Genomic DNA, 26,029 nt, shown 5'->3' with positions numbered 1-26,029 from the left:
CCGGTCCCGGCCTCAACGGCGCGCCACGTCCCCGGTCAGGGCAGGGTCCACTTCTGGTTGGCGGCGGCGGTGCAGGTCCACAGCTGCACCGGAGTGCTGTCGGCGGAGTTGTTGCCGGCCACATCCAGGCACTTGCCGGACTGCGGGTTACGGACGGTGCCGTCCGCCTGCGCGGACCAGCTCTGCGCTCCGGTGCCGTTGCAGGTCCACAGCTGGATCTTCGTCCCGTCGACCGAGCCGCCCCCGGAGACGTCCAGGCACTTGCCCAACGCCTTCACCGTGGAGTTCGGGGTGACCGTCCAGGTCTGCGCACCGCTGCCGTTGCAGGTGTAGAGCTGCACCTGGGTGCCATCGGCGGTGGCCGCGTTACGGACGTCGAGGCACTTGCCCGCCAGCCCCTTGATCGGACCGGTACCCGTCGGGGTGGTGCCGCGGACGAGGGTGAAGTCGTCGATGTCGAAGAGCCCGGTGCCGGTGCCGGTGTAGGTGAGGTAGAGGTCCTGGGTGCCGGCGGGCACCCCGGCGAGGCTGGTGCCGACGTCGGCGTAGGTGGTCCAGCTGCCGGTGTTGGGCACCGCGACCGAGCCGAGGATCGTGCCGGTGGTGGAGCCGGTGCGTACCTGGACGGTACCGCCGGGGCCGCCGGAGACCACCCGGGCCTTGACCGAGGTCACCCCGGTCAGGTCCAGCCCCCGGTACGCCGACCAGTCACCCGGGTCGATGTAGCCGAGGGTCTGTCCGCCGTTGGCGCCGGCCTTGGTGAACGGGGTGACCCCGCTGGCGGAGCTGTACGCCTCGGCCTGCACGGTGGTGTCGCCGGTGGGCGTACCTCCGAGTTCCCTGATCCGGATGTTGCGGAACGACGCGTCGTCGCCCGTACCGTGGTTCTGGATGCCGATGTGCCCGGCGAGCGAGCGGGCCGGGTCGGTGTTGGTGAAGTCGTTGATCTTCCGGCCGTTGAGGAAGACCTGGAGCCGCTCCCCCTCGACCAGCAGCTCGTAGGTGTTCCACTCCCCCGGCGGGTTCAGCGCCGCGTCCCGGGCGGCCAGGTCGGCGGACTTGAACCCGTAGACCGCGCCGGTGGTGCGGTCGGGAGTGTCGGTGGCGTCGATCTGCACCTCGTAGCCGTTGTTGACCGCTGAGTTCGGGTCGGTCGACGGCGGGAAGCCGATGAACACGCCGGAGTTGTCGTCACCCGCGAGCTTCCAGTCCAGCTTGAGCGAGTAGCTGGTGAACTGCTGCGCGCTGTACCAGAACAGGCCCATCCCGCCGAAGGAGCTCAGCGTGGCGTCGGCGTTGGTGAAGCCGCCCGGCCCGGCCTGCGACCAGCCGGTGGTGGAGCCGTTGTAGAGGGCGCGGTACCCGGTCTCCGGGCGGCAGTCGGCCTTCGTGCGGCCGGCCGCGTACCGGATGCCGCCGAGCAGGTGGGCGCGGAACGCCGGGTCGGCGTAGGACGCCTGGGTGTGGCCGCCGCCGGTGTAGAAGGACCGGCCGCCGCTGACCGTCTTGCACCAGGCGTGCGGGTGGTCGCCGCTCATCGACCCGCCGGTGTACGAAGACTCGTCCAGGCTGGCCAGCACGTGCGCGGTGGCGCGGGCGTTGGTGCGGTAGTTGTACCACTCGTCGGTGCGGGTCCAGGTCTGCGGCAGGTGCGCGGTGGCCGCGTGCGCCCGGTCCTCGACCTTGACGTTCGCCTGCTGGATGGCGGGGTGCGAGGCGAACCAGGCGCCGACCAGGTTGCCGTAGAACGGCCAGTCGTACTCGGTGTCGGCGGCGGAGTGCACGCCCACGAAGCCGCCGCCGCCGGTGACGTAGGACTCGAAGGCGGTCTGCTGGGTCGGGTCGAGCACGTCGCCGGTGGTGTTGAGGAAGACCACCGCCTCGTAGCGGGCGAGGTTCGCGGTGGTGAACGCGGTGGCGTCCTCGGTGGCGGTGACGGTGAAGTTGTTGGCCGCGCCCAGGTCGCGGATGGTCTGGGTGCCGACCGCGATGGAGTCGTGCCGGAAGCCGGCGGTCTTGGAGAAGACCAGCACGTCGTACGGGGCGTCGGCGGCGGCCGCCGGGCTGGCGGGGACGGTGCAGGCGACGGCGGCGAGGACGGCGGTGGCCGCGCCGAGGGCGGGTCGCAGGAGTCTGCGCATGGTGGGGGTTCCCCTCTCGGGTGTGCGGGGGCCCGGCCGGCGGGCCCCCGCACGGTCACTCGGTTACGGCAGGATCCACTTCTGGTTGGCGGCACCGGTGCAGGTCCACAGGTGGACCGGGGTGCTGTCGGCGGAGTTGTTGCCGGCAACGTCCAGGCACTTGCCGGACGCGGGGTTGCGCAGCGTGCCGTCGGCCTGGGCGGACCAGTTCTGCGCGCCGGTGCCGTTGCAGGTCCACAGCTGGATCTTCGTCCCGTCGGCGGTGGCGGCGCCGGAGACGTCCAGACACTTGCCCAACGCCTTCACCGTGGAGTTCGGGGTGACCGTCCAGGTCTGCGCGCCGGTGCCGTTGCAGGTGTAGAGCTGCACCTGGGTGCCGTCGGCGGTGGCCGCGTTCCGCACGTCCAGGCACTTGCCGGCCAGCCCCTTCACCGGGCCGGTGCGCACGCTCGCGCCGGTGGTGAAGGTGAACGAGTCGACGTCGAACAGCGCCCCGGCGCCGCCGGCGAAGGTCAGGTAGAGGGTGGTGGTGCCGGCCGGCGCCCCGGAGATCGCGCCGGTGACCGTGGTGAAGGAGTCCCAGGCCCCGGTGACCGGCACCGTGGCGGAGCCGAGCACCGTGCCGGTGGCCGAGCCGGCCCGCACCTGGATGGTGCCGCCGGCCCCGGCCGAGGAGACCCGGGCGCTGAACGAGGTGACGTTGCCCAACTGGTACGGGGTGAACGCGATCCAGTCCCCGTTGCTGATGTCACCGACGGTCTTGCCGCCCTCGGCGGGCGCCTTGTCGAAGGTGTTGACGCCGGACGAGGTCTTGAAGTGCTCGGCCTGCCGGTGCCGCGGTTGCAGGGTCTGCTGGGTGTGCGTGGTCAGGCCGCCGGAGTCGGTGTACTCGGCGTCGAAGATGGCGAAGATGTTCGCCGCGTCGTCGTGCTCCCCGTCGACCGGGATGGCGATCGAGCCGGCGCAGCCGTTCACCGAGGTGATCTGGTGGCCGTGCTGGTCGTGCCCGAGCACGTAGGTCATCTTGACCTTTGCGCAGTCGATCGTGCCGTCCTCCGGGTCGGTGACGGTGATCGAGAAGGGCACCGTGTCGCCGTACGAGAAGAGCTGGCCGTTGCCGGGGGTGTTCACGGTGACCGTCGGGGCGGTGTTGCCCACGGTGACCACCACGCTGGCATTGCCGGTGGCGCCCTGCGGGTCGCGGACCGTGAGGGTGGCGGTGTAGCTGCCGTTCGCGGTGTAGGTGTGCGCCGGGTTCGCGGCCGTCGAGCTGGTGCCGTCGCCGAACGCCCACGAGTAGCTCAGCGCGCCGCCCTCCGGGTCCGCCGACCCGGCCGACGAGAAGTTCACGGCCAGCGGGGCGGTGCCGGAGGTGCGGTCTGCTGCCGCCCGGGCGATCGGGGCCCGGTTGCCGGAGCCGATGTAGTCGAAGCGGTACAGCGCCGAGTTGGCGTCGCCGTTGAAGTACCCGGTGCCGTAGTCGAGCACGTAGTACGACCCGTCCGGCCCGAACGCCGAGTCCATCACCTGCTTGCCGGTCCACGGGAACGCGTCGATGGTGCCCGGTGAGCCGTCGGCGTTGACGTGGATCGGCTTGATCCAGCCGCGGCCGAACTCCGTGGCGAAGAACTGTCCGTCGAAGGACTGCGGGAACTTGGTGGTGGAGGTGGACGCGGCGTCGTAGCGGTAGACCGGGCCGCCCATCGGGGACTCGGAGCCGCCGCCGAATTCGGGTGGGCTGCCGGCGTCGCCACCGTACCGGATCCAGGCCGGCTCGGCCGGTGGCAGGGTGGTCTGGCCGGTGTTGCGGAACGAGTTGTTGGTGGGGCCGCCGGTGCAGTTGAACTTGGCGCCGGCGGTGCCGGCGGCGAAGTCCCACTCGGCGTACGTCTCGGCGGTGGTGTTGGTGCCGGTGCAGTACGGCCAGCCGTAGTTGCCGGGCCCCGTGACGCGGTCGAACTCGACCTGTCCGGAGGGTCCGCGGGTGGAGCTGCTGCCGGCGTCCGGTCCGTAGTCGCCGACGTAGACGATGCCGGTGGCCTTGTCGACGCTCATCCGGAACGGGTTGCGGAAGCCCATCGCGTAGATCTCGGGGCGGGTCTTCGCGGTGCCGACCGGGAAGAGGTTGCCGCTGGGGATCGCGTACGACCCGTCGGCGTTCACCTTGATCCGGAGGATCTTGCCGCGCAGGTCGTTCGTGTTGCCGGCGCTGCGCTGCGCGTCGTAGGCGGGGTTGCGGTTGGTCCGTTCGTCGAGCGGCGCGTAGCCGGCGGAGTCGAACGGGTTGGTGTCGTCACCGGTGGACAGGTAGAGGTTGCCGGCGGCGTCGAAATCGATGTCCCCGCCGACGTGGCAGCAGATGCCCCGGCTGGCGGGCACGTCGAGCACGTCGACCCGGCTGGCCTGGTTGACGGTGAAGTCGGCGTTCAGGGTGAACCGGGAGAGCCGGTTGACGCCCTGCCAGGCGGAGAAGTCGGTGCCGGTGGCCGGGGCGTCGCCGGTCGGGGTGGACAGCGGCGGGGCGTAGTACAGGTAGATGTTGCGGTTGGTGGCGAAGTTGGGGTCCACCCCGACGCCCTGCAGGCCCTCCTCGTCGTGGGTGTAGACGGCGAGGGTGCCGATCACGGTGGTGGTGCCGGCGGCGTCGGTGCGGCGCAGCGTGCCGTTGCGGGCGGTGTGCAGGACGGAGCGGTCCGGCAGCACGGCCAGGGACATGGGCTCGCCGGTCTCGGCGACGCCGCGGGCCAGTTCGACCTGCTGGAAGTCGGCGGCGGTGATGGGGTGGGCGGCGGCCGGGGCGGGACCGCCGAGGGCGGTCGGGCCGGCCGCCAGGCTGACCGTGCCGGCCGCGGCGACCAGGAGCAGGGCCGAGGCGGCGGGGAACCATCGTCGGGGGCGGTGGGTGGGGGTGTCCATGGACATGTTGGCTGTCCCTTCCTGACGAGCGACTGCCAGGGTGGGGCGCGCGCCGTCGCGCCGGTGCCGGATACGGGGGTACGGCTGGCCGCCGGGTGCCGGGCCGGTCGGCTGCGACCAGGGGGCGTGGCGGGGCCACGGGATGGTCACCAGTCGATGGCTACCGCGCCGCCGGTTCACCTCGACGAAACATGTTCGTGATGGCAGGGACATTAAGGGAACTCGATTTCCCTGTCCATACCTTTCGATCGACCGCTTCAAACTTTCGCTGACCCAGCGGAAAGTCGCGCCGGACCGGTCTCGGTGGCGGCGGGTGAGCGTGCCGGCCACCGAGCCGCCGCCCACCCCGCAGACCAGGTCCAGGTACTCCCAGCGGACATGGATGAGTAGCGGTCGGCCGGAGAGATTACGTTCGTCGTGCGGGTCCCCGCCCGTCCGGTGGTCCGGAGCGACCCGGATCCGGTGCCGGCGTCGGCGGCGTCGACACCGGTCCGGCTCCCGACCACGATGGACGGGCGGGGCTGGCAGGCAGGCCCGGTCGGCGTCGCGGCCCTGCCTCCCCCCGCATCCGGCCGGCGGGGCGGCGGCGCGTCCCCCGACCGGAGGTCGAGCCCCGGCGACCACGGGTCGGCCGGGTGGCTGACGGTCCTCCGGCGCGGCCGGGGAATCCCGGTCCGGCCGCACCGGAGGACCTCGTACGCGTACGCCACCGGGCCACGCGAGCCCGGCCGTACACCCTCCCGGGTGCCGACCCCGGCCCGACCGCGGGGCGCAACCGCGGCCGGTCCCTCGCCGGTCGGCGTTCGGGAGGTGGCTGGTTCAGACCGCGAGCGCGGCCAGTGCCGGCTCCACCTCGGTCCACCGGGAGCCGTCCTGGGCCGACCGGGTCACCGCGTCCAGCACCAGCTGGACGTGCAGCGCGTCGGCGAAGGACGGCGTCGGGTCGGCGCCGGCGGCGACCGCCTCCACGAAGTCCCGCATCTGATGGGTGAAGGAGTGCTCGTAGCCGATGATGTGCCCCGGCGGCCACCACGCCGACATGTACGGGTGCTCCCCCTCGGTCACCAGGATCCGGGTGAAGCCCTGCTCGGCCGTCAGGCGCGTGGCATCGTGGAACTCCAGCTCGTTCAGCCGTTCCAGGTCGAACGCCACGCTGCCCAGCGAACCGTTGATCTCCACCCGGAGGGCGTTCTTGCGGCCGGTGGCGAACCGGGTCGCCTCGTACGTGGCGAGCGTCCCCTCCCCCAGCCGGGCGACGAAGACGGCGGCGTCGTCCACCGTCACCGGGCCCGTCGCCGTGCCGTTGCCGTCGGCCTGGGCGGCCAGGCCGCTGGAGCCGGCCGGCAACGGCCGTTCCTTGACGAAGGTCTCGGTGACCGCGCTGACCCCGGTGATCCGCTGCCCGGTGACGAACTGCGTGAGGTCGATGATGTGCGCCCCGATGTCGCCCAGCGCCCCGGAGCCCGCCCTGTCCTTCTGCAAGCGCCAGACCAGCGGGAACTGCGGGTCGACGATCCAGTCCTGCAGGTACACCGCCCGGACGTGGCGGATCGCGCCGAGCCGCCCGTCGGCGACCAGCTGCCGCATCATGGTGACCGCGGGCACCCGGCGGTAGTTGAACCCGCACATCGACCGGACTCCGACAGCCTGGGCGGTGGCCGCGGCGGCGGTCATCGCCCGCGCCTCCTCCACCGTGTTGGCCAGCGGCTTCTCGCAGATCACGTGCTTGCCCGCGGCCAGCGCGGCGAGCGCGATCTCGGCGTGACTGTCCCCCGGTGTGCAGATGTCGACCACGTCGATCTCGTCGGAACCGACCAGGGCACGCCAGTCCGTGGTGGTCGACTCCCAGCCGAGCCGGTCGGCCGCGTCGGCGACCTTTCCGGCGTCCCGACCGCAGATCATCGCCATCCGGGCCCGGGCCGGCAGGTCGTACACCCGGTTCACGGTGCGCCACGCCTGCGAGTGCGCGGCGCCCATGAACGCGTAGCCGACCATGCCGACCCGCAGTTCGCTTCGGTGAGTGGACAAGGTGGGTCTCCCCCCGTGTATCAGAACCCGAGCTTGAGGTAGTTGCTCGCGTTCTCCTTGGTGATCGTCTCCGAGGCGAGCACGATCTCCTTGGGCACCTGGAGTTCCACCAGGTCGGACATGCCCTTGCCCTGGCCGATCAGGCGGGCCAGGGAGACGGCCGAGGAGGCCATTGACGGGCTGTAGGTGACGGTCGCCTTGAGCACGGAGTTGTCGGCCTGAATGTCCTGCATGGCCTTCTTCGAGCCCGCGCCGCCGACCATGAAGAACTCCTTGCGGTTGGCCTGGTTCACCGCGGCCAGGACACCGATGCCCTGGTCGTCGTCGTGGTTCCAGATCGCGTCGATCCTGGGCAGCGCCTGGAACAGGCCGGTCGCGGCCTGCTGGCCGGAGTCGGCGGTGAACTCCGCCGGCCGGCGGTTGGCGACCTTCAGGCCGTTCGCGGCGAGCGTGTCCGCGAAGCCCTTCGAGCGCTCCTGGGTCAGCTCCAGCGAGTCGATGCCGGGGATCTCGCCGATCACCGGGTTGCTGACGCCCTTGGCCTTGAGCTGCTCGATGATGTAGGTGGCCGCAGCCACCCCCATGCCGTAGTTGTCGCCCTTGATCTGCAGCCGGTAGGCCTTCGGGTCGGGGAAGGCCCGGTCCAGGTTGACCACCGGGATGCCGGCCTTCATCGCCTCCAGGCCGAAGGCGTTGAGCTCCTTTCCGTCGTGCGGCAGCAGCACGATCACGTCCGGCTTCTGGGAGACCAGGGTGGACAGCGCCGCGCGCTGGGCCGCCGCGTCCGCGCCGGCCTCGACGGCCTTGAACTCCACGTCGGAGTACGCCTGGGCCTGCGCCTTGGCGTTGTTGGTGATGGCGGCGATCCAGCCGTGGTCGGCGGCCGGTGCGGAGAAGCCGAGGACGACCTTCTTGCCCGGCTCGGCGTTGCCGCCGGCCGCCGCGGCGGCGTTGGTCTGAGCGGCGGTGGGTGTCGCCTCGTTGCTCGTGCAGCCGGCGAGGACCAGGCCGGCGCCGACGGCGGCCCCGCCGAACAGCAACCGGCGGCGGGACAGGTCGCGGAACTGGGTCATGACGACCTCCTGTATTCGCGGTGGTGGGCGGAAAAAGGGTGTGCGGGGTCCGGCCACCGTGCGGTGGCCCGCTTCCCGGTGGGTCGGGGGTGGTGCGTGACGCCGTCCGGCGGCACCGGTTCTCAGGTACGCGGCGCCGACCGGCGCCACCGGGGGTCAGCTGGTGGTGGTCCGGTTGCGGCCGAGGAACTGGGTGAGGCTGCGGAACTGCACCTGCTGGACCAGGACGGCGCCGACGATGATGCCGCCCTTGACCATGTTCTGCGCCTCGGTGGAGAGGCCGTTGATGGCGAAGAGGTTGGTGATGGTGGAGAAGATCAGCACCCCGAGCAGGGAGCCGACGATGGTGCCCCGGCCGCCGCTGAGCAGCGTGCCGCCGATGATGGCCGCGGCGATCGCGTCCAGCTCGTACAGGTTGGCCATGGCGGCCTGCGCCGAGTTGGCCTGGGCGGTGAGCATGATCGCCGCGATGCCGCAGCAGAGGCCGGAGAGCGCGTACAGCAGCAGGGTGTGCCGGCGGACGTTGATGCCGGCGAGCCGGGCCGCCTCCGGATTGCCACCGACGGCGACCGTACGCCGGCCGAAGGTGGTCCGGTTGAGCAGCACCCAGCCGGCGGCGACCACTACGGCCAGAATGTAGACCAGCAGTGGAATGCCCAGCGGCGACGTGCTGGCGATGCCGTTGATGAACTGGTTGCCCGAGACCTGGGTCTGCTTGTCGGAGATCTCGGCCGCCAGGCCGCGGGCGGCCACCATCATCGCCAGCGTGGCGATGAACGGCACCAGCCGCCCGTACGAGATGAGCAGCCCGTTGACCAGGCCGACCGCCAGCCCGACGGTGAGCGCGCTGAAGATCATGCCGCCCGCGCCGTAGCTCTGGGTGGCGACCGTGGTGCACCAGACCCCGGCCAGCGCGACGATCGCGCCGACCGACAGGTCGATGCCGCCACCGATGATCACGAAGGTCATCCCGACGGTGACCACGCCGACCACCGAGGCCAGCTTGAGGATGGTCAGCGTGTTGTTCCAGACCCAGTCCGGGTTCGCGTAGAGGTCCGAACGGGTGGTGGCGCCGATCACCACCAGCACCAGCAGCACCGCGACCAGGCCGAGGTTGCGCTTGGCGCCCTCGCCGCCCTCCCCGTTCCACCAGGACAGCCGTCCGGAGCCGGTCCGCCCGGTGGCCCGCTGCGCCTGCGCCGGGTCGATCGGCGGGGACTGGGCCGGCAGGCCCGCCGCCGGCTGCGGCGTCGCGGTCTCCGTGTCGCTCATGCCGGCGCTCCTTCCATCAGGGACCCCGCCATGACGAGGTCGAGCACGGTGCTCTCGTCCAGTTCGCCGGCGGGCGCCTCGCGCACCATCCGGCCCTCGCGCATGACCAGCACCCGGTCGGCCAGACCGAGCACCTCGGGCACCTCGCTGGAGACCAGCAGCACCCCGACGCCGCGGGCGGCCAGCTCCCGGATCACCCGGTACAGCTCGGCCCGGGCGCCCACATCCACGCCCCGGGTCGGCTCGTCGAGCAGCAGCAGCCTGGTGTCGCCGAGCAGCCACCGCCCGACCACCACCTTCTGCTGGTTGCCGCCGGAGAGGGTGCGCACCGGCCGACGCACGTCGCCGGGGGTCAGCTGGAGGCTGCCGGTGATCCGCTCCGCCTCGGCCCGCTCCTTTCCGGCGTCGGTGAACCCGAGACGGGCGTACCGGCCGAAGGTGGCCAGCGTGACGTTGCGGTGGATCGGCTCGCCGAGCAGCAGCGCCTGGCTCTTGCGCTCCTCGGGGGCCATCCCCATGCCGGCCCGTACCGCCGCGCCGACTCTGCCGGGTCGCACCGCCCGGCCGGCCATCCGGATCGTGCCGGCGTCGGCCCGGCGGGCGCCGAAGATCGTCTCCAGCAGCTCGGAGCGGCCGGAGCCGACCAGCCCGGCGATCCCGACGATCTCGCCGGCCCGGACGCTCAGCGACACGTCGGCGAACTCGCCGGCCCGGCTGAGCCCCTCGACCCGCAGCAGCTCGCCACCGGCGGTGGTGTCGGCGGGCCGATCGGGGAAGACGTACTCGATGGTCCGCCCGGTCATCTGCGCGACCAGGTCGCGGGTCGGGGTGTCGCGCGCCGGCAGGTTCGCCGCGGTGGTCCGGCCGTCCTTGAGTACGGTCACCCGGTCGCCGATCTCGCGGATCTCCTCCAGCCGGTGCGAGATGTAGATGACCGCGATGCCCTGGGCGGTCAGCTCCCGGATGATCCGGAACAGGTTGCCGACCTCGTCGTGAGCCAGCACCGCACTGGGCTCGTCCATGACGATCAGGCGAGCGTCGTGGGACAGCGCCCGGGCCATGCTGACCACCTGCTTGCCGGCTGCGGGCAGGGCACGCACCAGCCGGCCCGGCGGGATCTCCCCGTGGCCCAGCCGGGACAGGATCTCCCGGGTACGGCGGGCCGCCAGCCCGCGTCGGACGAAGCCGAGCCGGCGCGGTTCGTGGCCGAGGAAGGTGTTCTCCGCGACGGAGAGGTCCTCCACCAGATCGAGTTCCTGGTAGATGGTGGCGATACCGGCGCGCATCGCGGCCTGCGGATTGGCGAACGCGGCCGGCTCGCCGCGCCACTCCACCCGGCCGGAGTCCGGCCGGTGCACCCCGGCGAGCACCTTGATCAGGGTGGACTTGCCCGCACCGTTCTGTCCGAGCAGGCAGTGCACCTCACCGGCTCGTACCTGCAACTGGACTCCGTCAAGCGCCCGCACGCCGGGGAAGGTCTTCGCCACGTCGGTGAGGCGCAGCACCACCTCGCCGGCGGGGGCGGTCATCGGGCCACCTCGATTCGAGTCTGCCGGGCTCGCCGACCCGGCTCGCGCCCCGCGCTCATCGGGCCACCTCGGTTCGCGACTGCGGGGCTCGCCGACCCGGCTCACTCCTCGCGCTCACGATGCCTCGCCGAAGGCGGTGTCGCTGGCCAGGACCGCGGCACCGGCCACGCCGGCCCGGGGGCCCAGCTCGGACAGGACGACCGGCAGGTTTCCGGTGGCCAGCGGCAGTGAGCGGCGGTAGACCACACTGCGGATCTCGGCGAGCAGGACGTGGCCCAGCTGGGCCAGCCCGCCGCCGATCACGATCATCGACGGGTTGGTGAAGCTGACCAGCCCGGCCAGCACCTGCCCGACCCGCCGGCCGCCGTCGCGGATCAGCTGGATGCAGGTGACGTCCCCCTCGGCGGCGCCGTCGGCCACGTCCCGGGCGGTGAGCACGCCGCGGGCGGCGAGCCGCTCGGCCAGCGCCGGGGCGGTACCGGCCCGGGCGGCGGCGGTCGCCTCGCGGGCCAGCGCGGCACCGCTGAACACCGCCTCCAGGCAGCCGGCGTTGCCGCAGGAGCAGATCGGACCGTTCGCGTCGACCTGGATGTGGCCGATGTCCCCGGCACAGCCGTCGGTGCCCCGGTAGACCTCGCCGCTGAGGTGGATCCCGCACCCTATGCCGGTGCCGATCTTGACGAAGAGGAAGTCGTCGACCGAATGGGCCACCCCGCCGTGCCGCTCCCCGAGGGCCATGATGTTCACGTCGTTGTCGACCACCGCCGGGCAGCCGTGCTCCCGGGTGAGCAGCTCGCGCACCGGGAACCTGTCCCAGCCCGGCATGATCGGCGGCGAGACCGGCACGCCGTCCCGGAAGCTCACCGGGCCGGGCACCCCGATCCCCACCGCGTGGAGCGTCTCGTACGCCCCGTCGACCCTGGCCTTGTGCAGCAGGTCGTTGACCCGGTGCAGGATGGCCTTCGGTCCGGAACGGATGTCGGCCGCCTCCGCGTACGCGGCCACGGGCTCCAACCGGCCGTTGACCACTTCGACGTCGATCGAGCTGGCACCGAGGTCGACGGCGGCGAACCGGAGCCGGGGGTCGAGTTCGACCAGGGTGGAGCGTCGTCCGCCCCGGGAGGCCGCGAGCCCCGCCTCGGCGACCAGACCGAGGGCGACCAGCCGGTCGAGCTCGGCCAGGAGCCGCGGGCGGGGCATCTGCAACCGGTCGCCCAGTTCCGCCCGGGACACGGGGCCCTCGTCGCGTAGCAGCCGTAACAGCCGCAGGTGCAGCGGGTCTGCCGTCCGCACGGGGCTCACCTCCGCATCGGGTGTTCACATCGACCATCCGCCGATGTGTTGTGTCCGACACAGTAGGAGCCTTCCGCGCCACGTGTCCATAGCTTCGGTCGATCTGTTGCCAACTTTTGTACCATCAGACAAAAGTTAGGAGTGGATCACGAAATCTGTTCGGTCGGTGGGCGGAGGTACCAGCAGGCATCCGGTTGACCGGCGGGCTCGCAGGACAGTAGTGCCGGCGTGCAGCCGAGCCGACCGCCGCACCTCGCCTGAAGGCCACACCACCGATGACGCCGCTGCGCTCCGACTGGCGTTGACCCCGGGCCCTGCCGCAGCGCACGCCGCGCTGACCGGAGCGACCGCCACGCAACTCAACCCCGCCGCCGTCCCCCTCGAATTACGGTTGCCGCTCTCCGGCGATCGACGGTGCGGAAAATCCGGACGGACCTGTGTGGAATTTCTGCGCCAGCGGCCCCATCCGTCGGATTTTCGTCGCCCTGGCAGAACCCGATACTCGCTACGAAGACCGGCCGGCGTCGACCGGTCGTCAGGCGAAAGGAGTGTGGGTGATGGTGCTAGTGCGGCTTGCGGGCCGAGCGGCCCGTCCGGGACCGCGCGGAGTTCTGGCGGGTCTCCTGATCGGCGCCCTGCTGGCCGCTTCGGCTGTTGTCGGGTCGGCCACCCCGGCAGCGGCCGAAACGACCCAGTGCGCGCCGGAGCAGAACGCCGGTGGCGTAGCCGACCCGATCTACGGGTGGACCAGCTTCACCCTGGCAACGTGGTGTGACAACGTGCGGACGAACACGACCCTGAACACGCAGGCCTCCCGCGTGTACCGGAACACCAGCAGCGCCGAGGTCAAGTACACGGCGTCATTCGAGATGGAACGCAAGATCGAGGTCACGGGTGGCTTCGACGCCGGCATCATCTCGGCCAGCCTCGGCGGTGGAGTCTCCGGCAAGGACACCCAGTCGACGGAGCTGACCCTCAAGCCGGGTGGTGAGGCGACCCTCAACGTGTTCGAGAAGGGCACCTACTACGACGGCCACCAGTACCGGTTCCCGACAGGCGACCGATACTGCTGGAACCACCCGCTGTCGTACTGCACCCGCAGCAACTTCACTGTCAAGCGGTTCGAATTCCTCGAGATCAACGTGGCGAAGTTCGAACCGAAGTTGGCGATCCAGTTCGGGCTGGGTGGAGCATGTGTGCAGGACTGCGAAGACCCGCACTACGCCGACCTGGTCCCCCTCACCATGAACGTCAACCTCGCCAGCGGCACCTACTTCACCGGGAATCCGTGGGGGCAGCGGGAGGACGGCAGTCTGCAGGTCGACTCCCCCAACAAGCTGGAACGGCACGCCGTCGTCACCACCGGGACAATCCGCGACACCGAGTTCACCGTCTCCTACAACGACGCCGGCACGCCGGTGCAGGTCCGGTACCGCTATATCGTCCACGACGGTGCGCACGCCCGGAAGACGGACTGGATCACCACCCTGAGTGTCATCGGCTTCTGACCCGCCGAGGTCATGCTTCGCAGTTCACCTGATCGCCTCCGACGCACGGTGGGCCTTCCGCCCCGCCAGGTCCACCATGCGCCGGCCGGCGCGGGTCAGCAGCGCCAGCAGAGCCCGCACATCCGGATCATCCTGGCGACCGTCGGGACAGGCGGCGAAGTACCGGTATGAGGTCACGCCGGTCAGCGGGACCAGGACCGTGCGGGGCCGCAGCAGGCCGGCGAGGATCGGCTCCGCCAAGCCGACGCCCACGCCGGCGTCGATCAAGGTCATGTACTCCATGGAATCGCTGCTGACAATACGCTTCGGCACCACCTGGGCCGATTCGAGCTGGTCGTCCAGGAATCGCCGGGTGCCTGTGCTCGGACCCATGATCCACGCTTGATCCGCCGTCTGACGCACGTCAACCGAGCCGCCACCGGCCAGGTCGCTGCTGGCACCGACCGCGAGCAGGTACGTGGCGGAGAACAACTCTCGGCAGACGAGCCCACCGCTGTCGACCCGGTCCCCGGCCCAGTCCGCCGCCACCGCCACATCCGCCGTACCGTCACGGACCGCCACCAGCGCATCGTCCCGACTGGCTGCCACGTCCACCTGCCAACCGGCACCGCCGACCCGCAGATCACTGGCGACCGCGTCGAGGAGCAGACCGGCGACCACCGGCCACGGCGCGGCCACCCGCAGCGGGCGCCGCTTGTCACCCTCGGCCCGGCGGGCCCGGTCCACCAGTTCGTCCAGCTCTGCCAGGACGGCGGACGAACCGTCCACCAGCACCACCCCCGCCGGAGTGAGCGTCGCCCCGGACTGCGGCGAGGTGCGCACCAAAGGCACGCCCACCGACCGCTCCAACTCGTCGAGCTGATACCGCAGACCGGAAATCGACATCCGCATCCGTCGGGCCGCCGCAGCCAGCGATCCCGATTGGCCGACCGCCTGCAGGGCCCGCAGGCGCCTGCTGTCAATGCCGGAGCCACCGTTGATCGGCATCCTCTGCGTACCCTCCCGACCTCGCGGAGCAATACATATTCGTCTATGCTGCCCGACCGAGCTGGCCGGCGCGAGAATCCGCGGGGAACGTTCGTCGGCCGTAGGCCCCCGACCTCGTCGTACAGGCGGGGGCCTACGGCAGTACTGGTCGGCACGCTCACCGCCGACACCGAACCTGGGAGGCACTCCCCACTGCGCGCGGCGAGAATCTCTACGGCAGCGTGAGCAGGCGCGGTCTTGCCTTCCCTCATATCGGCGCCTCGACGATCAGCAGCCCCGGTATCGGCATCACGCGGGCCTGCTCCATCACTGCGGCCGGCACCGGGCACTGAGATTCCGCCGGCATCTCGAACCGTCGAGCGAACAGCGACGGCCCATCGACGCTGACGGTGTCCACCGCCTGCCACGGGGTCGGTAGATCCAGCTCCCGTGCCTGCTGAAGCCGATCGGGGCCCATCTGCCCGGTCAGGGGCGGACAAGTTCGGCGAACCAGCGCCGGCCCGCGCGGAACACCTCACGCACGGTCAGGCCCGCCGATGTCGCCGCGTCGGGCACCGCGCCGGCGTCCAGCCGCGCCCAGCGGAACAGCGGCCCGCGGACCCGCCCGGACACCACGTGCGCCAGGCCCTGCCAGGCCCCCGCGCCGGGTGGGTCCACCTCGACCAGCACGGTGCCGGCCGGACGCAGCAGCCCCCGGCAGCGGGCCAGCAGCGCCACCGGATCGCCGCCGATGCCGATGTTGCCGTCGAGCAGCACGACGTGCGCCCAGCGGCCCTCGGCCGGCAGCGGATCGAACAGGTCGGCCTGGATGGCGACCGCGCCCCGGGAGCGGGTCGACGCCACCGCCCACGCCGAGACGTCGACGCCGAGGGTGGTCAGCCAGGCCCGGGTCAGCGCCACCGTGAGCCGGCCCGGCCCGCACCCCAGGTCCAGGGTCGGCCGGCGCAGCGGACCGTCACCGCGGTCGCCGGCTCCGCCGCGCCGTGCCACCGGTCGACCGGCAGGCGGCGGCGGACGCCGTCCCACCCACCAGCCAGTGCGTGCCGGCGTCACGGTCGCGCAGCGCGGTGGCGAAGCCGTCGACGCTCACCGCCGGCCTGCCACCAGCAACTCCCGCCGGAACGCGGCGACCTGCCGGGCGAACCGGCCGCCTGGGTCGCCGCCGCGACGGCGAGCGCGTCGGCCCAGCCGTCCACGTCCCGGAGCACCGGCAGCGGCGCGACCCGCACCCCGCCCACGGTCAGCGCCGCCCAGGTGAGCCGGCCGGTGTCGGCCGTCGACATCGGCACCGTCCTCAGCACGGCGGCCCGCCGGGGGTCACGCAGGCCCAGCGCCCACCAGCCGCCGTCGGCGGCCCGGCCCAGCACCGCGTCGGCGTCGGCCAGCCGGCGTACGGCGTCGGCCAGCACCGCCGGGGTGAGCTGCGGGGTGTCCATGCCGATCTGGAGCACCGCCCGCCCGGGAACGCGTCGGCGACGTCGGTGTGGGCGTACGCGAGCCGCTGCGCCAGGCCGGCACCACGCTGCGGCAGGACGGTCCACCCGGCCGTGGCGGTGGTCAGCGCGGTGGCGTCCACCCCGTCGGCAAGACGCCCGGCCAAGGCCAGCACCGGGGTCACGCCCGGGGTGGCGGCGACGGCGTCCACGGTGTCCCGCAGCGCGGCGGCGGCGATCCGGGCCGCTCGGTCGGGCGTGGCGGGTGGGCAGAGCCGGGTCTTCACGGCACCGGGCACGGGTGCCTTCGCCACCACCAGCAGCACGGTCACCGGGGGCCGTCCACGCTGCGCAGCACGGCGGCGAAGTCCCGGGTGGCGCGGAGGGTGCCGCGTACCGAGCCGGAGACCTGGAGCGGGTGCCGGCGGCCCGCGGCGCGTACGCGACGTCCCGCTCAGGATGCGCCAGCCGGCGGCGGCGGCGCGGATCAGCAGTTCGAGGGGATAGCCGAAGGCCCGGTCGGTGACGCCGAGCCCGAGCAGCGCCTCGCGGCGGGCCACCCGGATGGGGCTGAGGTCCTGCAGCGGCACGCCTCGGTGCCGCAGCAGCGCGGCGACCAGCGCGGTGCCGGCCCGGCGTGCCACGGCCAGACGCCGGCCCGGACCGGCCGGCGGCGGCCCACCGCGAGGTCGGCGGTGCCGGCGGCGACCGGGGCGACCAGGGCGGGTAGTTCCCCCGGGTCGAAGGAGCCGTCGGCGTCGAGTACGCAGACCAGGTCGCTCTCGGCGGCCTCGACACCGGTGTGCACAGCCGCGCCGTATCCCCGGCGGGGTTCGTGCACCACCCGGGCGCCGTGCCGGACGGCCACCTCCGGGGAGCCGTCCCGGGAGCCGTTGTCCACCACGATCGCCCGGTAGCCGGGCGGCAGCGCGGCCAGCACGCCGGGCAGGGCGGCGGCCTCGTCCAGGCAGGGCAGCACCACGTCGATCTGAGTCGGCATATCGCCGACGCTAGGTCCACGCCGGGCCGCCGGGGTCCGGATCGGCCTTACGGAACCCTTACCGACCAGGGATTTCTTACCATCCCGTGACGGACCGGCGGTTCGGCTGACGGGCGCGGCCGGGGGTGCGTAACGTCCCGTCGACATGAGACCCGCCACCCTCGCCGACCGCCGCAGCGCCGACCGGCAGCCGAGACGGGACCGGGCCGACCTGGTCGTCCTCGGCGTCGAGGCGGCGCTGCTGCTCGCCGCCGTGGCGGTCGGCGCGGTGCTCAACCACCGGGCGTGGGCCTGCACGCCGACGCCGCGCCGCTCTACGCCACCTGGCAGCCGCACGTCGGCTGGGGCACGCCGGTCGCGGTGCTGGTGGCGCTCGGCGTCCTCGGCCCGGCCCGCGCTGGGCGCGGACCGCTCGGTGGGGACCGCTGCTGGCCGCCGGTTGGCTGGCGGCGACCGCGTGGACGCTGGCGCTGGCGTTGATCGACGGCTGGTCGGCGGGGCTCACCCGGCGGCTGACCGTTCAGGCGGAGTACCTGCACGAGGTGCCCGGGGTGACCGACGTGCCCCGGATGCTGGCCGGTTTCGCCGACCGGATCCTGGACTTCCAGCCGGACTCCTGGTCGACCCACACCGCCGGACACCCGCCGGGCGCGTTGCTGGTCTTCGTCGGGCTGGACCGGGTCGGCCTCGGTGGCGGCACCGCCGCCGCGCTGGCCTGCGTCCTGGTCGGGGCGACGGTGACGGTGAGCGTCCCGGCCGCCCTGCGGGCGTTGGGCGCGGCCGACGAGGCCCGGACCGTGCTGCCGTTCCTGGTGCTGCTGCCGGGCGCGGTCTGGGTCGGCGCCTCGGCGGACGGCCTGTTCACCGGCGTGGTCGCCGCCGGGCTGGCCCTGCTGGTGGTGCTGGCCCGCCGCGGCGCTGGCCGGCGGGCTGCTACTCGGCGGGGCGCTGTACCTGTCGTACGGCTTCGTGCTCGTCGGTCCGCTCGCGCTGGCGGCGCTGGCGCTGCGTCCGACGGGTCGGGTCCGGGCCCTTGCTCGCCGCGGCAGCCGGGGTCGGCGCGGTGGCGGCAGCGTTCACCCTGGCCGGTTTCGCCTGGTGGGAGGGGTACGCCCGGGTGGTGGAGCGGTACCACCAGGGCTGGGCCGCCGACCGCCCGTACGCATTGGGTCTGGGCGAACCCGGCGGCGCTGCTGCTCTCGGTGGGTCCGGTGCTCGGGCCGGCGGTGCGGCACCCCTGCGGGCTGGCCGCCTCGGCAGATGGGGCGGCACGGCCGGCGGCGCGCGGGTCGGCCGGTGGTGGTCGGTGCCCGCCGACCGGGTCCGGGCGCTCGGCCCGACGGTCGCCCTGCCGGCGGCCGCCGCGCTGGCGGTCGTCGCGGCGGACCTGTCCGGGATGAGCAAGGCCGAGGTGGAACGGATCTGGCTGCCGTTCGTGGTCTGGGCGCTGGTGGCCACCGCGCACCTGCCTGCCCTGCACCGGCGCTGGTGGCTGGCCGGACAGGCGGCCACCGCGCTGGCCGTGAACCACCTGCCGTGACCGTCTCCTGACCACCGCCGGCACTGCCCGGCCGGGCACGGCGGGCTCAGCCGGCCACGGCGGCCTTGCTCGCGCAGCGGGTCGGTGGCGAAGGCGGTCACCCCGTCGACGAAGCCGACCGCGGGGGTGTAGCCGAGCAGCTCCGCGCCCGGCGCGGGTCGGCGACCACGTGCCGTACGTCGGCCGCGCGGGCCCCGCCGACCACCACCGGGGCGGGACCGTCCATCGCCGAGGCGAGCGCGGCCGCCAGGTCGCCGACGGTGTGCGGCTCACCGGAGCAGATGTTGACCGGGACCAGTCCGTCCGGCGTGGGCGCCGTGAGCGCCAGCAGGTTCGCCCGCGCCACGTCCGTGACGTGCACGAAGTCCCGCCGCTGCCGGCCGTCCTCGTACAGCCGGGGCGGCTGCCCGTCGGCCAGGGCCGAGCGGAAGATCGAGGCCACGCCGGCGTACGGGGTGTCGCGGGGCATCCGGGGGCCGTAGACGTTGTGGTATCGCAGCGCCCATACCCCGCCGCCGGTCTGCCGGGCCCAGGCGGCGGCCAGGTGCTCCTGTGCCAGTTTGCTGGCCGCGTACGTGCTGCGTGGCTCCAGCGGGGCGTCCTCGCCGACGAGGGCGCAGGTGAGGGTGCCGGCGCAGTGCGGGCAGGTCGGGTCGTACCGGCCGGCGGCCAGGTCGGCGGGGCGGCGGGCGGCGGGGCGGACGGTGCCGTGGCGGGCGCACTCGTAGTGTCCCTCGCCGTAGACCACCATGGAGCTGGCCAGCACCAGACGGGACACCCCGGCCCGGTGCATGGCGGCGAGCAGCACCGCCGTGCCGTAGTCGTTGTGGCTGGCGTAGGCGGGGGCGTCGGACGGGTCGAGCCCGTGGCCGACCATGGCCGCCTGGTGGCAGACCGCGTCGACACCGGACAGCAGCCGGTCGAGCAGCGCGGGGTCACGAACGTCCCCGACGACCGGGTCGTGCGGGCGGGACCACTCGGGCATCCCGCCCCCGTGCGCTTGGGGCAGCAGCGCGTCCAGGCAGACCGCCTCGTGCCCCTCGGCGACGAGCAGGTCCGCGACCTGGGATCCGACGAAGCCGGCCGCGCCGGTGACCAGTATCCGCATGCCGGTCACGCTAGGTCAGCCGCGGTGTCCGGCGGGCCGGTTCGCGGCAGACGTCAGCATTCCGTAAGGCACCGCCGGTAATCCTTCGGTAATGCGGCGAAGCGGGCCGGCCGGCGGCGCCGACGTCTAGCGTTCCGGGTGACGTCCTGCCCGCCAGGGGCGGGAATCAGCGACCGACGGGAGGACCCGTGCCCACGCCGCCGCCCGATCCACCGCCGGCCGCCGGCCACCGCGGGTCCGGCCGCCCGGACGATCCCGACGGTCCGGGGCGGCCGGCCGGAGCCGGATCCGGCCACCCCGACCCGCCCTCGGGATACGCGGTGCCGGCGCGGCTGTGGCGGGCGCTGGACCGGCGCCGCCCGGCCGGCGCCGACGCCGTCGCCGACGCCTGGCGCAGCCCGGTCCGCGGCCCGTGGCTGACCTCGGTGCTCGGTACGGTGCTGCTCGCCGCGCTGCCGCTGGTCGCGGTCACCGGCCTGCTGGACTGGATCGCCTACGGTCCCCGCCTCGATCAGGCGTTTCCGCGCGACGTGGGCTGGCTGCGACCGCCCGTCTTCGACTGGCCGACCCACCCGGCCTGGCTGTTCCGGCTCACCCAGGGGTTGCACGTGACGGTCGGGATCGTGCTGGTCCCGGTGGTGCTGGCGAAGCTGTGGTCGGTGGTGCCGAAGCTGTTCGCCTGGCCGCCGGCCCGCTCGGCGGCCCAGGTGCTGGAGCGGCTGTCGCTGCTGCTGCTGGTCGGCGGGATCCTCTTCGAGATGGCCACCGGCCTGCTCAACATCCAGTACGCCTACCTGTTCGGGTTCGACTTCTACACCGCGCACTGGTACGGCGCGTGGGTCTTCGTCGCGGCCCTGGTCACCCACGTGGCGATCAAGCTGCCCCGACTGGTCACCGCGCTGCGCGGGCCGGGCTTCGCGCGTACCCCGGTGGCACGGACCGTGCCGGAGCCGGCGGATCCGGACGGCCTGGTGGCCCGCCGGCCCGGGCCGGCGACGATGAGCCGGCGCGGCGTGCTGGTCCTGACCGGCGGCGGCGCGGCACTGCTGGCGGTGTTGACGGTCGGGGCAGAGCCTGGACGGCCCGTTGCCGCACGCCTGCCTGCTGCCCCGGGTCGGCAGCCCGGCGAGGGGCCGAACGGCTTTCCGGTCAACCGCACTGCCGCCGCGGCCGGCGTGGGCGCCGCGCAGACCGGCGACGGGTGGCGGCTGACGCTGCGCGCCGCCGGGCGGACGGTCGAGCTGGACCGGCCTGCGCTGCTGGCGATGGCCCAGTACACCGCCCGGCTGCCGATCGCCTGCGTGGAGGGCTGGTCTACCGCGCAGACCTGGACCGGGGTACGGCTGCGTGACCTGGCCGCCCTGGCCGGTGTGCCCGCGCCGGACACCGCGCGGGTCCGCTCGCTGGAACGCGCCGGCCTGTTCAACCAGGCCGCGCTCACCGCAGACCAGGTCCTCGACGGTGACTCGCTGCTCGCGCTGCGGGTCAACGGGGTCGACCTCTCCCCCGACCACGGCTGGCCGGCGCGGATCATCGTGCCCGCGCTACCGGGGGTGCACTGCACCAAGTGGGTCCGGGAGATCACCTTCGAGGGGGCCGGCGGTGGCTGAGTTCCGACGCCGCTACGGCGCGGCCCCCTGGCACCTGCTGCTGCTGTTCGGCTGCTTCGCGGTCGCCGGCTGGATCGCGTTGCGGCTGGCCGGTGAGCCGACCGCCGGGCGCATGCTGCTCTGGTTCCTCGGCGCGGTCGTCGTCCACGACCTGGTCCTCTTCCCGGCGTACGCGCTGGCGGACCGTGTCCTGCGCACCGCCCTGCGCCGGGACGCCGCGCCCGACGCGCCCGGGCGGCAGGGCGGAGCGCCGGTGCGGGGCGGGCGTCCGTCGGCGCTGAACTACGTGCGGGTCCCGGCGCTCGCCGCCGGACTGCTGCTGCTGGTCTACCTGCCGGGCGTGCTCGGGCTCGGCGACGGCACCTACTCGGCGGCGACCGGACTGGCGCCCGGGCCCCTGCTGGGCCGCTGGTCAGCGCTCACCGGACTGCTCTTCGCCGCCAGCGGGGCGCTCTACACGCTCCGCCGGCTGCGGGGCGGCCGGGGCGGGTCCTGACGGACGCCGCTGCGGCACGGACGGTGCCGCTCTCTGTCCGCAGCACGCCAGCGAAGACCCAAGGAGCTATTCGGCTCTTCCCCAGGGGAAGCGAAAGTCGAAATCCCGCACTTCTCTCGCATAGAAGTCGGGCCCCTTCTTGTTGACGATCGACAGTCTGGTCGCCACAACGGACGCACTTCTGACTCGCTCCGCCGTGAAACCGGAGGAGAACATCTCGCTACGAGCCCGAATCAACCCATCTCCAGACATGACAAAGTCATCCACAAGCAGGACCCGCCGGTGGTTGAGCTCGGCCAATCTGTCGGGCAGATAGACACTGCTTTTCGCTCCCGCCAGGGCCTTGTAACCGGGAAGTTCGACCGAGTCAGCTGAACTACCGAGGTACCCCACGGTAATGATCGGAAGTTGCTTGCGCAGCTCGCGGACGACGAGATGTGCGACCATAGCCCCTCGGTCGCTCAACGCGACAATGACCTCCGGGATGAAGTCCGACCTGTCGATCGACCGAGCCAGGTCCGAGACGGCGCCGCGAAACTGCGGCCATTGGAGGTCACGTTGTCGCCGGTTGAGCTGCTCGGCACGCAGCGTCTGCCAGATGGCAAGGGCGAATCCGATCACGGTCGTCATGGCGAGGAATATGCTCCAAATTTTGGCTCCGGTCACACTCTCTCCAAACCGTACGCGTCGTGGCCCATCCGGCTGACTCCATCGTGGAGCTTGGTCACATGACAGCACCATCGCCGCAACTGTCGCAATTTCGATTTTCGAGCGTACTGGCAGCTTCGCGTACTGCCGTGCCACGACACTCGTGATGCTGTCCCCCATGCACCCTTGCTCGGCTCTCGGCAAGACCGACCCGTAGAAGAACCGCTGGGCCCTTCTGCCTGTCCCACATGGACAAAGCCACAGTGTTCCCACCGATGCGGTTCTCGTCCACGCGAGCAGCGGGCCGGAACGAGGACGCCACGCTCCGGCCCGCACCCGTTACTCGGACCCAGCGTCGAACGCCTCGCGGGCGTCTTCGATCTGCGGCAGGTAGGTGTCGGCCCACTCGAGGAGGACGTCGACCGGCGCGCGCAGGGTCTTTCCCAGCCGGGTGATCCGATATTCCACGGCGACCGGGCGGGTCGCCACGACGTGACGTTCGATGATCCCGTTGCGCTCGAGTCGTCGCAGCGTCGCCGTGAGCGACTTCTGCGTCACCGCCGGAATGGCCCGGCGCAGCTCGTTGAACCGGCACGGGCGCTCGCACAGTTCGTTGAGAACGCTGAGCGACCACTTGTCCAACACCTGGTCGAGCAGCTCGCGGTGCGGCGCGTCGATGCGCAGTTCCTCGGCGCGGGGGGTGGTGGTATCGCGCATGAAACCAGGTCTCCTTGAAGTGTCCGCCGTCAACTAGGTATCAATGGTAAACCTAGTTGGTTCCAGTGGAGGAGAGACCGTGCCTGTCACCCGCTTCAGCCCCGACGGCCTTCAGCCGCACACGCCCTACGCTCACGTGGCGGTAGCCACCGGATCGCGTCACATCCACGTCAGCGGTCAGATCGCCCGACTGGCAGATGGCTCACCGGTTGCGCCGGGCGACCTCACCGGGCAGGTCGCGCAGGCGCTGCGCAACACCGGCCGCGCCCTCGCCGGAGCCGACGCCTCATTCGAGGACGTGGTCCGGTTGACCTTCTACGTGACCGCATGGGCACCCGAGAAGATCGGGCCGTTCATGGCCGGGATCGAATCGGTCGTCGAGGAACTCGGCCTGCCCTGGCCCCTCCCGCCGGCGTCGTTGATCGGGGTGGACTACCTCTTCGAGCCCGACGTGCTCGTCGAACTGGAGGCGACCGCAATCTCGCAGTAATGCCTTCTGCTCGACCGCGAGATTGAGGTAGCGGTCCGCACGGCCACGCGTCGGTGTCGCCACCTCACCGCCCTGCGTCACCGTGCCCAGCATCAGGACGGCTCCGTGCTGATGCTGGGCAGGTGCCGCGCCGGCTCGTCCATGCGCTCCCGGTATAGGTTCGGTGGGTGGATATGGTCGCCGCCTGCCGGGCCTTCGTCGCGGTCAGCGGCCACGGCAGCTTCACCTCCGGCGCCGCCGCTGCGGGCATCCCCCAGCCGGTCGCCAGTCGCCGCATCGCCGCCCTCGAGGAGCACTTCGGGGCGCGGCTGTTCGACCGGTCGTCCCGGGCGGTGCGGCTGACGCCGTTCGGGCAGGACATGCTGCCATCCGCGCGGCGGCTGGTCGACCTCGCCGACGCGATGGGCGACGACGCCGAGCGGGCCCGGCTGCGCCCGCTGCGGGTCGCCGTACCCGAGATCTGCCCGCCGCGCCGCCTCGCCGATCTGGTGGTCGCGGCGCGGCGGCAGCGGATCCACCTGGAGGTACGGCCGGCCGGCCCGGCCGAGCGTGAACGGCTCTGCCGGACCCTGGAGGTCGGTGCCGGGATCGTGGCGGTTCCGGAGGCGGCGGCGCCGTGGCGGGTGCCGCTCGGGCTGGCCGCCCGGACCCCCTTCCCGGCACCGACGGTGTTCCTGGAGACGCTGCGCAGCGGCCGGGCCCGCACGCAGGCACGCCGGCGGATCCTGATCCAACCCGAGGACGACGTCGCGCACCTGCGGGACCCACTGACCCGGGCCGGCCAGTCGGCCGGCCTGGTGCCGGCCCAGGTGGCGGTCGCGCCATCCCTCGTCGACGCCGCGGCGGCGGCCCTCGGCTCCCCCGACCTGCTGCTCTGCTCCCAACAACAGGCCGAGGACTTCGGACTGCACTGGTGCCCCCTCGCCGGCCCGCAGCTGCTGCGGGGCTACGACGTCGCCGCCGGCGTACGCGAGGACCTCGATCAACTCAGCACGGTCCTGTACGCGGACATCGCCCGATGCCTGAGCGCGCCCGACGGCCACGTCGGGCCGGCCGACGGTCCCGCACCCGCTGACCACCGGAAGGGAGATCCCGCATGAGCACCACCGCCGTCCTCCGCAACGCCCAGGACCTCCTCGACGAGGCCGGGCTCGACGGCGCGTTCCTGGTCCGCAACCTCGACACCGGCGAGGAGATCGGCTTCGACACGGACACCCCGTATCCGGCCGCGTCGCTGGTGAAGGTGCCGCTGGCGGTCGCCGTGCTCGAACGGATCGCGCGCGGGGAACTCGACCCGGCGGCACCGATCGACGTGCCGCCCGGTCGGATCACCACACCAGGCCCGACCGGGCTCAGCCGCTTCCGCCACCCGGCGCGGATCGCCGTGGACGACCTGCTCTACCTGAGCACCTCGATCAGCGACAACGTCGCTGCCGACGCCCTGTTCGACCTCCTCCCGCCGGCCGAGGTCGCCGCCGAGCTGCGGCGACTGCGCATCGAGGGCATCGCCGTACGGCACCGGGCCGGTGACCTCGCCGAGACGCCGGCGGAACGGCTCGGCCCCGACGACGTGCACCTGGCCCACTCCCTCGCCATCGACGCCGGAACCCCCGGACAGGGCCACCCGGTCGCCCAGCTCGACGTGACCCGCGCCAACACCGGATCGGCCCGGGCCTACGTCGACCTGCTGCACGCCCTCTGGCGGCCCTCGACGATCCGCACGGCCACCGCCGCCCGGGTACGCGCCCTGATGGGCGACAACCTGCACCGGCAGCGACTCGCCCCGGACTTCACCTCCGACGCGTCCCGCTGGTCGTCCAAGACCGGCACCCTGCTACACCTGCGCCACGAGGTAGGGGTGGTGGACCACGCCGACGGGCAGTCGTACGCCGTCGCCGCGCTCACCGCCTCCCGGGTGCCCGCCGTCGCCCAACCCGGCGGCGAGGCTGCGATGGCACACGTCGCCCGGACCCTGCACGACCACCTCCGCACGGGCACCCTGCCCTGGTGGGGTTAGTCAGCTGACGGCCCGGACCGCCGCTCGCGCTGCCGGACCAGCACCACCATGCCGATGTCGACGGTCGCCAGGAGCTGCAGCGACGCGTCATCGGAGTCGATGGACCTGCGCCACCAACATCACCGACGCCATCACGACGACGAGCACGAGCGGCTTCCACCAGGCCATGCGCAGGTGAGCGCCGAACGGGCGCGGAACTGACAATGTTCATGCTGATCTGGCA

18 protein-coding genes and 4 pseudogenes are annotated in these 26,029 nt (G+C 72.5%); 7 read left to right on the top strand and 15 right to left on the bottom strand.

Annotated elements, in window-relative coordinates; all coding sequences use genetic code 11:
* Positions 1-35 precede the first annotated feature (35 nt).
* The 7 genes from MRQ36_RS29085 to MRQ36_RS29055 form a co-directional block, all read right to left on the bottom strand.
* A complete protein-coding gene (locus MRQ36_RS29085; protein WP_242799936.1) occupies positions 36-2,141 on the bottom strand; it encodes a ThuA domain-containing protein in 2,106 nt (701 codons plus the stop codon).
* Between the two features lie 63 nt (positions 2,142-2,204).
* The gene (locus MRQ36_RS29080) at positions 2,205-5,057 is read right to left on the bottom strand and encodes a carbohydrate-binding protein (protein ID WP_242801436.1); all 2,853 of its coding nucleotides are present in this window, start codon (positions 5,055-5,057) and stop codon (positions 2,205-2,207) included.
* Positions 5,058-5,876: 819 nt separating this feature from the next.
* On the bottom strand, positions 5,877-7,085 hold the full coding sequence (locus tag MRQ36_RS29075) for a Gfo/Idh/MocA family protein (protein ID WP_242799935.1): 1,209 nt from the start codon (positions 7,083-7,085) through the stop codon (positions 5,877-5,879).
* 20 nt (positions 7,086-7,105) lie between these two features.
* Positions 7,106-8,158, bottom strand: a complete 1,053-nt coding sequence (locus tag MRQ36_RS29070; RefSeq protein WP_242799934.1) for a substrate-binding domain-containing protein — start codon at positions 8,156-8,158, stop codon at positions 7,106-7,108.
* Between the two features lie 156 nt (positions 8,159-8,314).
* The gene (locus MRQ36_RS29065) at positions 8,315-9,430 is read right to left on the bottom strand and encodes an ABC transporter permease (protein ID WP_242799933.1); all 1,116 of its coding nucleotides are present in this window, start codon (positions 9,428-9,430) and stop codon (positions 8,315-8,317) included.
* A complete protein-coding gene (locus tag MRQ36_RS29060; RefSeq protein WP_242799932.1) occupies positions 9,427-10,959 on the bottom strand; it encodes a sugar ABC transporter ATP-binding protein in 1,533 nt (510 codons plus the stop codon). Before MRQ36_RS29060 ends, MRQ36_RS29065 begins: the two co-directional genes overlap by 4 nt.
* Before the next feature lie 114 nt (positions 10,960-11,073).
* Entirely contained in the window at positions 11,074-12,252 is a 1,179-nt protein-coding gene (locus tag MRQ36_RS29055; RefSeq protein ID WP_242799931.1) for an ROK family protein, read from the bottom strand.
* Positions 12,253-12,689: 437 nt separating this feature from the next.
* Here MRQ36_RS29055 and MRQ36_RS29050 point away from each other — a divergent pair, with 437 nt between their 5' ends.
* On the top strand, positions 12,690-13,760 hold the full coding sequence (locus tag MRQ36_RS29050; RefSeq protein WP_242799930.1) for a hypothetical protein: 1,071 nt from the start codon (positions 12,690-12,692) through the stop codon (positions 13,758-13,760).
* 24 nt (positions 13,761-13,784) lie between these two features.
* Here the strand turns inward: MRQ36_RS29050 and MRQ36_RS29045 are convergent, their stop codons facing one another.
* The 5 genes and pseudogenes from MRQ36_RS29045 to MRQ36_RS29020 all read right to left on the bottom strand — a co-directional run bounded on the left by MRQ36_RS29045 (position 13,785) and on the right by MRQ36_RS29020 (position 17,180).
* Positions 13,785-14,747, bottom strand: a complete 963-nt coding sequence (locus tag MRQ36_RS29045; protein ID WP_242799929.1) for a LysR family transcriptional regulator — start codon at positions 14,745-14,747, stop codon at positions 13,785-13,787.
* 247 nt (positions 14,748-14,994) lie between these two features.
* Positions 14,995-15,144, bottom strand: coding sequence for a hypothetical protein (locus MRQ36_RS29040; RefSeq protein ID WP_242799928.1), 150 nt, complete (start codon positions 15,142-15,144; stop codon positions 14,995-14,997).
* A 68-nt stretch (positions 15,145-15,212) separates the two neighbouring features.
* The gene (locus MRQ36_RS29035) at positions 15,213-15,737 is read right to left on the bottom strand and encodes a class I SAM-dependent methyltransferase (RefSeq protein WP_242799927.1); all 525 of its coding nucleotides are present in this window, start codon (positions 15,735-15,737) and stop codon (positions 15,213-15,215) included.
* A gap of 96 nt (positions 15,738-15,833) precedes the next feature.
* Positions 15,834-16,512, bottom strand: a pseudogene (locus MRQ36_RS34180) (DUF2064 domain-containing protein).
* Between the two features lie 155 nt (positions 16,513-16,667).
* Positions 16,668-17,180: a glycosyltransferase family 2 protein gene (locus MRQ36_RS29020; protein ID WP_242799926.1), complete on the bottom strand. Its 513-nt coding sequence runs from the start codon at positions 17,178-17,180 to the stop codon at positions 16,668-16,670.
* A 145-nt stretch (positions 17,181-17,325) separates the two neighbouring features.
* Here MRQ36_RS29020 and MRQ36_RS34175 point away from each other — a divergent pair.
* Positions 17,326-18,720, top strand: a pseudogene (locus MRQ36_RS34175) (hypothetical protein).
* 68 nt (positions 18,721-18,788) lie between these two features.
* Here the strand turns inward: MRQ36_RS34175 and MRQ36_RS29000 are convergent.
* Positions 18,789-19,828 (bottom strand): annotated as a pseudogene (locus tag MRQ36_RS29000) (NAD-dependent epimerase/dehydratase family protein); the annotation flags it as partial.
* 320 nt (positions 19,829-20,148) lie between these two features.
* On the opposite strand from MRQ36_RS29000, the pseudogene MRQ36_RS28995 reads away from it, so the two are divergent.
* Together MRQ36_RS28995 and MRQ36_RS28990 are read left to right on the top strand one after the other, a co-directional pair.
* Positions 20,149-21,438, top strand: a pseudogene (locus tag MRQ36_RS28995) (molybdopterin-dependent oxidoreductase).
* Positions 21,431-21,934, top strand: a complete 504-nt coding sequence (locus tag MRQ36_RS28990; protein WP_242799922.1) for a hypothetical protein — start codon at positions 21,431-21,433, stop codon at positions 21,932-21,934. The pseudogene MRQ36_RS28995 and the gene MRQ36_RS28990 overlap by 8 nt, the downstream one beginning before the upstream one ends.
* Positions 21,935-22,000: 66 nt before the next feature.
* Here MRQ36_RS28990 and MRQ36_RS28985 read toward each other — a convergent pair whose 3' ends face one another.
* Entirely contained in the window at positions 22,001-22,564 is a 564-nt protein-coding gene (locus MRQ36_RS28985) for a phosphoribosyltransferase (RefSeq protein WP_242799921.1), read from the bottom strand.
* 357 nt (positions 22,565-22,921) lie between these two features.
* Positions 22,922-23,299, bottom strand: a complete 378-nt coding sequence (locus MRQ36_RS28980; RefSeq protein WP_242799920.1) for a helix-turn-helix domain-containing protein — start codon at positions 23,297-23,299, stop codon at positions 22,922-22,924.
* Positions 23,300-23,378: 79 nt separating this feature from the next.
* Here MRQ36_RS28980 and MRQ36_RS28975 point away from each other — a divergent pair, with 79 nt between their 5' ends.
* From MRQ36_RS28975 to MRQ36_RS28965, 3 genes are all read left to right on the top strand, one after another.
* Positions 23,379-23,789 carry a RidA family protein gene (locus MRQ36_RS28975; RefSeq protein WP_242799919.1) on the top strand — a complete coding sequence of 137 codons (411 nt, stop codon included), beginning with the start codon at positions 23,379-23,381 and terminating at the stop codon, positions 23,787-23,789.
* 167 nt (positions 23,790-23,956) lie between these two features.
* Positions 23,957-24,889, top strand: a complete 933-nt coding sequence (locus MRQ36_RS28970) for a LysR family transcriptional regulator (RefSeq protein WP_242799918.1) — start codon at positions 23,957-23,959, stop codon at positions 24,887-24,889.
* Entirely contained in the window at positions 24,886-25,806 is a 921-nt protein-coding gene (locus MRQ36_RS28965; RefSeq protein ID WP_242799917.1) for a serine hydrolase, read from the top strand. The genes MRQ36_RS28970 and MRQ36_RS28965 overlap by 4 nt, the downstream gene beginning before the upstream one ends.
* The last annotated feature ends 223 nt before the right edge of the window (positions 25,807-26,029 follow it).

It is taken from the genome of Micromonospora sp. R77, assembly GCF_022747945.1.
GTDB lineage: Bacteria > Actinomycetota > Actinomycetes > Mycobacteriales > Micromonosporaceae > Micromonospora.
Note: the sequence above shows the minus strand (reverse complement) of the source record. Positions and strands in the feature narration are given on the sequence as shown.

Coding starts and splice junctions, on each gene's coding strand:
- MRQ36_RS28980 (WP_242799920.1), bottom strand. CDS start 23,299: ATGCGCGATACCACCACCCCCCGCGCCGAGGAACTGCGCATCGACGCG.
- MRQ36_RS29085 (WP_242799936.1), bottom strand. CDS start 2,141: ATGCGCAGACTCCTGCGACCCGCCCTCGGCGCGGCCACCGCCGTCCTC.
- MRQ36_RS28985 (WP_242799921.1), bottom strand. CDS start 22,564: ATGACGACCGTGATCGGATTCGCCCTTGCCATCTGGCAGACGCTGCGT.
- MRQ36_RS29080 (WP_242801436.1), bottom strand. CDS start 5,057: ATGGACACCCCCACCCACCGCCCCCGACGATGGTTCCCCGCCGCCTCG.
- MRQ36_RS29060 (WP_242799932.1), bottom strand. CDS start 10,959: ATGACCGCCCCCGCCGGCGAGGTGGTGCTGCGCCTCACCGACGTGGCG.
- MRQ36_RS28965 (WP_242799917.1), top strand. CDS start 24,886: ATGAGCACCACCGCCGTCCTCCGCAACGCCCAGGACCTCCTCGACGAG.
- MRQ36_RS29020 (WP_242799926.1), bottom strand. CDS start 17,180: ATGCCGACTCAGATCGACGTGGTGCTGCCCTGCCTGGACGAGGCCGCC.
- MRQ36_RS29045 (WP_242799929.1), bottom strand. CDS start 14,747: ATGCCGATCAACGGTGGCTCCGGCATTGACAGCAGGCGCCTGCGGGCC.
- MRQ36_RS29065 (WP_242799933.1), bottom strand. CDS start 9,430: ATGAGCGACACGGAGACCGCGACGCCGCAGCCGGCGGCGGGCCTGCCG.
- MRQ36_RS29070 (WP_242799934.1), bottom strand. CDS start 8,158: ATGACCCAGTTCCGCGACCTGTCCCGCCGCCGGTTGCTGTTCGGCGGG.